Annotated in this window: 6 protein-coding genes and 1 pseudogene; 2 read left to right on the top strand and 5 right to left on the bottom strand. The window is 70.3% G+C overall.

Annotated elements, in window-relative coordinates; all coding sequences use genetic code 11:
• Both P409_RS24455 and P409_RS24450 read right to left on the bottom strand, forming a co-directional pair.
• Positions 1 to 426, bottom strand: a pseudogene (locus tag P409_RS24455) (hypothetical protein); the annotation flags it as partial.
• Positions 427 to 443: 17 nt separating this feature from the next.
• Positions 444 to 695, bottom strand: a complete 252-nt coding sequence (locus P409_RS24450) for an Lrp/AsnC ligand binding domain-containing protein (RefSeq protein ID WP_034844747.1) — start codon at positions 693 to 695, stop codon at positions 444 to 446.
• Positions 696 to 920: 225 nt separating this feature from the next.
• Here P409_RS24450 and P409_RS40150 point away from each other — a divergent pair, with 225 nt between their 5' ends.
• Positions 921 to 3,275, top strand: coding sequence for a calcium-binding protein (locus P409_RS40150; protein WP_034844746.1), 2,355 nt, complete (start codon positions 921 to 923; stop codon positions 3,273 to 3,275).
• Here the strand turns inward: P409_RS40150 and P409_RS40430 are convergent.
• Positions 3,272 to 3,892, bottom strand: a complete 621-nt coding sequence (locus tag P409_RS40430; protein ID WP_202964791.1) for a substrate-binding domain-containing protein — start codon at positions 3,890 to 3,892, stop codon at positions 3,272 to 3,274. The genes P409_RS40150 and P409_RS40430 overlap by 4 nt on opposite strands.
• Entirely contained in the window at positions 3,841 to 4,290 is a 450-nt protein-coding gene (locus P409_RS40425) for a LacI family DNA-binding transcriptional regulator (RefSeq protein ID WP_202964790.1), read from the bottom strand. The genes P409_RS40430 and P409_RS40425 overlap by 52 nt, the downstream gene beginning before the upstream one ends.
• Positions 4,291 to 4,612: 322 nt before the next feature.
• Between P409_RS40425 and hisE the strand changes: the two genes are divergently transcribed.
• Complete coding sequence (gene hisE, locus P409_RS24435; RefSeq protein WP_052121339.1) at positions 4,613 to 4,954, top strand: phosphoribosyl-ATP diphosphatase; 342 nt, start codon at positions 4,613 to 4,615, stop codon at positions 4,952 to 4,954.
• A gap of 63 nt (positions 4,955 to 5,017) precedes the next feature.
• On the opposite strand, the gene P409_RS24430 is transcribed toward hisE, so the two are convergent.
• The coding region (locus P409_RS24430) for a phospholipase domain-containing protein (protein WP_034844745.1) at positions 5,018 to 5,762 on the bottom strand (745 nt) is incomplete at its 5' end.

The raw sequence follows: 5,762 nt of genomic DNA, 5'->3' as shown, positions 1-5,762 counted from the left end.
TTCATGTCCAGCAGGCCGCGCCGGGCAGGAAATCCGGCCCCGACAGGTCGGCCAGGGCCCGCTGCTCCGCCTCGCTGCGCGCGTCGCGCCGCAGCCGGCCAGCAGCGCCTCCTTGAGAGGCTCGGGCTCGGTCGCCAGCGGCTGCAGGTCGCCGTAATCGGCCGAGGTCACCGTATCGAAATGGCCGGTCAGCACCACGGTGCGGCGGCCGCGCCCGCGCAGCAGGGCGGCGACGCTGGCACGGCCCAGCCGGTCGCCGGCCGGGATGGTCCAGACGTCGTCCGGCCGGTCGCGGAAGGCCGGGCTGACGCGCAGCAGGCCGCACAGCGTCTCGGCATAGCCGACCTCGTCCGGCGTGCCGGTGACGCTGGGGATGCGGGTGAGGGTGATGGCCCAGTGCTCGGCGCGGGCGGCGAGGTCGGTCATGGTCGGGGCGGCCCGTCTCAGCTCTTGCCGGCGAAGGCGTTGAAGGTGATCAGCGTCATCGTGTCCCTGATGTGCGGCAGGGCGTGGATGCGGCTGTTGACGAAGCGGCCGACATCCATGTCCTCCGGCAGATAGCATTTGATCATCAGATCGAACTGGCCGGAGATCGAGTAGATCTCCGACACCTCCTCGATCTCGTCCACCGCATGCTCGGCCGTGTCGTAGGCCCGGCCCAGCTCGCATTTCACCATGATGAAGATCGGGCGCATCCAGCGGCCTCCGTGACTCGGGTTCGGGCCGATCCTAGCCCGGCGGGCGCGGCAGGTCATGCGGGGGATGGACGCGGCCGGAACCCCGCGTCCTCCCCGGTGAGAACCGAGCAGGATACCCTTGCTCCTGCCGGCGGGCATCCCCCATTCGGCTGACGCGGCCGGGGCGATCCGGGGCGAGACTGGCGCCCGCGCGTCACCGCATCTGCAGCAGGGGGGCCGGCCATGGCCGTCAACGGAACCGCGGGAAACGATCTGATCCATGTCTCCGGCGACGGGATCATCGTCCCGCCCGGCTACACCGACATCCCTGGCGCGTCGGCCTTCGCCGACACGCTGAACGGGTTGGGCGGCGTCGACCTGATCTATGGCGGCGACGGCGACGACCTGATCGACGGCGGCGACGGCAACGACTCGCTGGTCGGTGGCGCCGGTCGGGATACGCTGCTGGGCGGCGCCGGGATCGACACCATCAGCTATGGCGGCGCGGTCGCCGTCCGCATCGACCTGGGCAACGGCCGCGGCTTCGACGGCGATGCCGAGGGCGATGTGATGTCCGGCATCGAGAATGTGCAGGGCACTGCCTTCGCCGACAGCCTGTACGGAGCCGCGGCCGCCAATGTCCTGTCGGGCCTGGACGGGAACGATTTCCTGCTCGGTTTCGACGGGAACGACACGCTCCAGGGCGGCGCCGACAATGACGGCCTTTATGGCGATGCGGGGAATGACAGCGTTTTCGGCGGCGACGGTAACGATAACCTGGAGGGCGGGACCGGGGCGGACCGTATCGATGGCGGCGCCGGCATCGATGCGATCAGGCACCAATCCTCCAGCGCCGGGGTCACGGTCGATCTCACCACCGGCCGCGGTCACGGCGGCGTGGCCGAGGGCGATGTGATCTCCGGCATCGAGAACGTGTTCGGCACCTACGAGTTCGCCGATACCCTCACCGGCTCGACGGTCGCGAACACGCTCTACGGCGATGGCGGGAACGACGTGCTTGCCGGCCTCGGCGGCAATGATGCGCTCGACGGAGGGGATGGCGACGACATCCTCCGCGGCGGCGCCGGGGCCGACCAGATCCAAGGTGGCGCGGGTGTCGATCTCATCAGCTTTTTCGGCACCACCACGGCGGTATCGATCGATCTCACCAACGGATTCGGCTCCGGCGGCGATGCCCAGGGCGACACCTATTCCGACATCGAGAACGCCAATGGCGGCCCGGGCGCCGATACGCTCGGCGGCAATGTCGTCGCCAATATCCTGAACGGCTATGACGGGAACGACCGGCTTCTCGGCTATGACGGCGGCGACACGCTCGACGGCGGCGCCGGCGACGATTTCCTTCAGGGCGCCGCGGGGGCTGACCGGCTGACCGGAGGCGCCGGCATCGATACCGTCGACTACAACGGCAACGCCGGGGTGACGGTCGATCTCGGCACCGGCGCCTGCAGCGGCGGCGAGGCCCAGGGCGATGTGATCTCCGGGATCGAGAACATCCGGGGCACCGGCGGCTACGGCGATACCCTGACGGGGTCGTCGGTGGCGAATATGCTGCAAGGTTACGGGGGGAACGACATTCTCAACGGCCTCGGCGGCTCCGACACGCTGGATGGCGGCAACGACAACGACACGCTTCGCGGCGGTGACGGCGACGACTTCCTCCATGTCGGGACCGGCGCGGATGTGATGGATGGCGGTGCCGGCCGCGACACCATGGTGTTCGACCGCGCCATGGTCGCCGACTGGCAGTCGGGCGCGCTCGACGCCGATATCGGCAGTGATTCCTGGATCAGCTGGGAGGTGATCCAGGGCTCCGCCGGCGACGACCGGATCCGCACCAACAGCTGGGGCTATGCGGTCGAGCTGCGCGGCGGCGCCGGCAACGACGTGCTCGCTGCCGGGGTCGACGGCGTGGTCGGCGACACGCTGGCGGGCGAGGACGGCAATGACAGCCTGAATGGAGGCGCCGGCGACGACGTGCTCCGCGGCGGCGCCGGCGCGGATGCCTTGGTGGGCGGCGCCGGCACCGATACCGCCAGCTATTTTGGCGGCACCGCCGGGGTCGAGGTCAGCCTGGTCAGCGGCCTCGGCAGCGGCGGCGAGGCCCAGGGCGATACGCTGAACGGCATCGAGAACCTCTCCGGCAGCCAGGGTTATGACAAGCTCTACGGCAACGCCGGCGCCAATGTCCTGCAGGGCTGGAACGGCAACGATGCCCTCTACGGCAGGGCCGGCAAGGACACGCTCACCGGCGGTGCCGGGGCCGACCGCTTCGTCTATGTCGCCACGGCGGAGAGCGTGGTCGGGAGTAATGCCGACCGGATCACCGATTTCAGCCACGCCCAGCACGACCGCATCGACCTGTCGGCGATCGACGCCAACACCCGCGCCGCCGGCAACCAGGCCTTCGGCTTCATCGGCACCGGCCTGTTCACCGGCGTGGCGGGGCAGCTGCGCTATGTGGCGTCCGGCGGCGTCACCACGATCGCCGGTGATCTCAACGGCGACAAGGTCAGCGATTTCCACATCACCCTGACCAGCAATATCACCCTGGTCGCGGCCGACTTCGTGCTCTAGCCGGCCGGCGCCGGACCGCGCACGGTGCGGCGCCAGACCAGCGGCGCCGGAATGGTCAGCCGCTGCGCCGCCGTGCCGTCCGCCGCGTCCAGCGCCGCCATCACCGCGTCGCCCGTGGCCTCGACCGACTGGTCGAAGGTGGTCAGGTCGTAAGCCGACCACCCGGCCTGCTCGGTGTTGTCGAAGCCGATGACGCAGAGGTCCTCGGGCACCCGCAGCCCCAGGTCGTGGCGCGCGGCGTCGAGGAAGCCGAAGGCGACCAGGTCGCTGATGCAGAAGGCGGCATCCGGCCGGTCCGGCCGCAGCAGCAGATCATGTGCCGCGGCCCGGCCGGTGGCGTAGACGGTACGGCCACCGCGCCAGACCGCCGGTTCGATCCCCTCCGCCCGGGCGGCGGCCAGGAAGCTGGCCTCGCGCGCCAGCAGGGCCGGCGTGCCCTGGGCCGAGGTCACCAGGCATGGCCGCCGGCAGCCGGCGCGGCGGAACGCGGCCACTGCCACCTGGCCGGGCAGGGCGTTGTCGATGGCGATGTTGTCCGGCCCTTCGATGTGGTCGTCGCGGTTGATCAGCACCACACGCTGCCCGGCGGCGATGCACAGGCGGGTGATGTCCTCCACGGGGTGCCGGACAGCACGATGGTGGCATCGGCGCGGTAGTTCAGGATCTGCCGCAGCGCCGCCTGGGCGTCGGTGTCGCCGCGGCCGCTGGTGCCGATCAGCATGGCGACGCGGCCGCTGTGCTGCAGCCGTTCGGTCAGCTCGCCGACCATCCGCGACCGCAGCGGCGTCTCCAGGTCCGAGGCGACGATGCAGACGATGTTGGTGGACCGCCGGGTCAGCCCCCGGGCCAGGTGGTTGACGTGGTAGCCCAGCGCTTGCGCCGCCTCCAGCACCCGCTGCCGGGTCTCGGGCGAGACGCTGGCGCCGGGGGTGAAGGTGCGCGAGACGGCGGAGCGGGAGACGCCGGCCCGGTCGGCCACCTGCTGGGCGCTGGCGAAGCTGCGGCGACGCGTCACGAAGGATCCTGAATGGAACGCCTGTCCGAGGCGACGGAATGCCGATTTTATGCACAGCCGTGCAGATGACAAGCACTAGGGCTGGGCAAGCCATTCTTCCAATGGCCTATAGATGGTTGACATGCCGGCTCTTTCGTGTCGAGCTTGCACAGCCGTGCAAATAGTCCGGCACGGGTCGCGGACGGTGGCAATCCGGTCGCGTCCTGAACAGCCCGGGACCACGGCGTGGCGGAAGGAACATCCTGCTGCCGCGATTGCGGCGCAGGATCCCGCGAGGGCCGTTGGAGGCGGTTCCCGGAGGGAAGCAGAAGGGATCGATAGGATGGGGCATCATCAGACCACGCTCGGCGGGGACCGGCTGCAGGCCCTGGCGGAGGAGCTGCGGGAGCGCCGGTCGCGCATGCAGTTCAGCCCGCGCACGGCCAAGCTGCTCGACAGCGGCGTGCCGAAGATGGCGCAGAAGCTGGTCGAGGAAGCGGCCGAGGTGGCGATCGACGCTGTCCAGGGCGAGCGCCAGGCGGTGATCGAGGAGGCGGCCGACCTGATGTTCAACCTGACCGTGCTGCTGACCGAGCTCGAGATCCGGCCCTGCGAGATCTGGGAGGAGATGGATCGCCGCCAGAAGCTGTACGGCATCGCCGAGAAGCTGCCGAAGGATCGGTAGCCGGCTTCAGCCCGACGGAATACCAAGCCGCGACGCCGTATGGGCGCCGCGGCTTTGCATTTTTCAGATCGTCTCGACCGCCGGCCCGCCGATCTTCGGGTCGGTCAGGCTGGGGCGCCCGGTCTCGACATGGCCGGCGAAGCGGCGCAGGAAGCCGTCCCCCGCCGTGACGCTGAGGTCGAACCAGCCGGAGCTGGAACGCAGCGGCCAGCGGTCGCGGATCAGGGCGCCTGGCCACAGCGTGTGCTGCCGCGGCGGTTCGGCGCTGTAGCCGTTGCTGACGGTCAGGGTGCAGGGCCGGAAGCCGATATTGCTCAGCAGCAGCGTGACGTCGCCGGACAGGCCGTCCTGCATCAGCCGCACCTCGGGCCGGGCGATGCCCGACAGGATCGGGGTCAGGCGACCCTTGAACCGGTTCAGCATGCCGTTCGGCCCGTAGACCGACAGGTCGTAGCTGCCGGCGCGATCCGGCGTCCAGCTGTCGGACAGCGTGTCGCCGGCCCCGACCGTGTACTGCCACGGCCCGCGCCGGTCGGCGGTGGCCGTCATCGGCCGGTCCGGGAACACGGTGTCGTCCGCCTCGTAGGGCTTGCCCGTCTCGTTGAAGGTGGCGCCGCCGCCGCCATAGACGATGAAGCAGGCGCCGGCCGACCCGGCATTGGCGAAATCGATCCAGAAGCGCTGCCCGCCGGGGTCGACTCGGCCATGGGCCGAGAGGCGATAGGGCAGGGGCCGGGCCCGGCGCTGGCCGCGCTGCTGCACCGGCCGCGACGGCGTGGCTGGCGGCACCGGCTTGGGCCGCCCGGCC

The sequence above is a fragment of the Inquilinus limosus MP06 genome, from assembly GCF_000767795.1.
Lineage (GTDB): Bacteria > Pseudomonadota > Alphaproteobacteria > DSM-16000 > Inquilinaceae > Inquilinus > Inquilinus limosus_E.
This window is presented reverse-complemented; position numbering and strand designations above follow the sequence as displayed.

What these genes read in the sequence shown, in the direction of transcription:
- P409_RS24450 (WP_034844747.1), bottom strand. Translation starts at nt 695, where the DNA reads ATGCGCCCGATCTTCATCATGGTGAAATGCGAGCTGGGCCGGGCCTAC.
- P409_RS40150 (WP_034844746.1), top strand. Translation starts at nt 921, where the DNA reads ATGGCCGTCAACGGAACCGCGGGAAACGATCTGATCCATGTCTCCGGC.
- hisE (WP_052121339.1), top strand. Translation starts at nt 4,613, where the DNA reads ATGGGGCATCATCAGACCACGCTCGGCGGGGACCGGCTGCAGGCCCTG.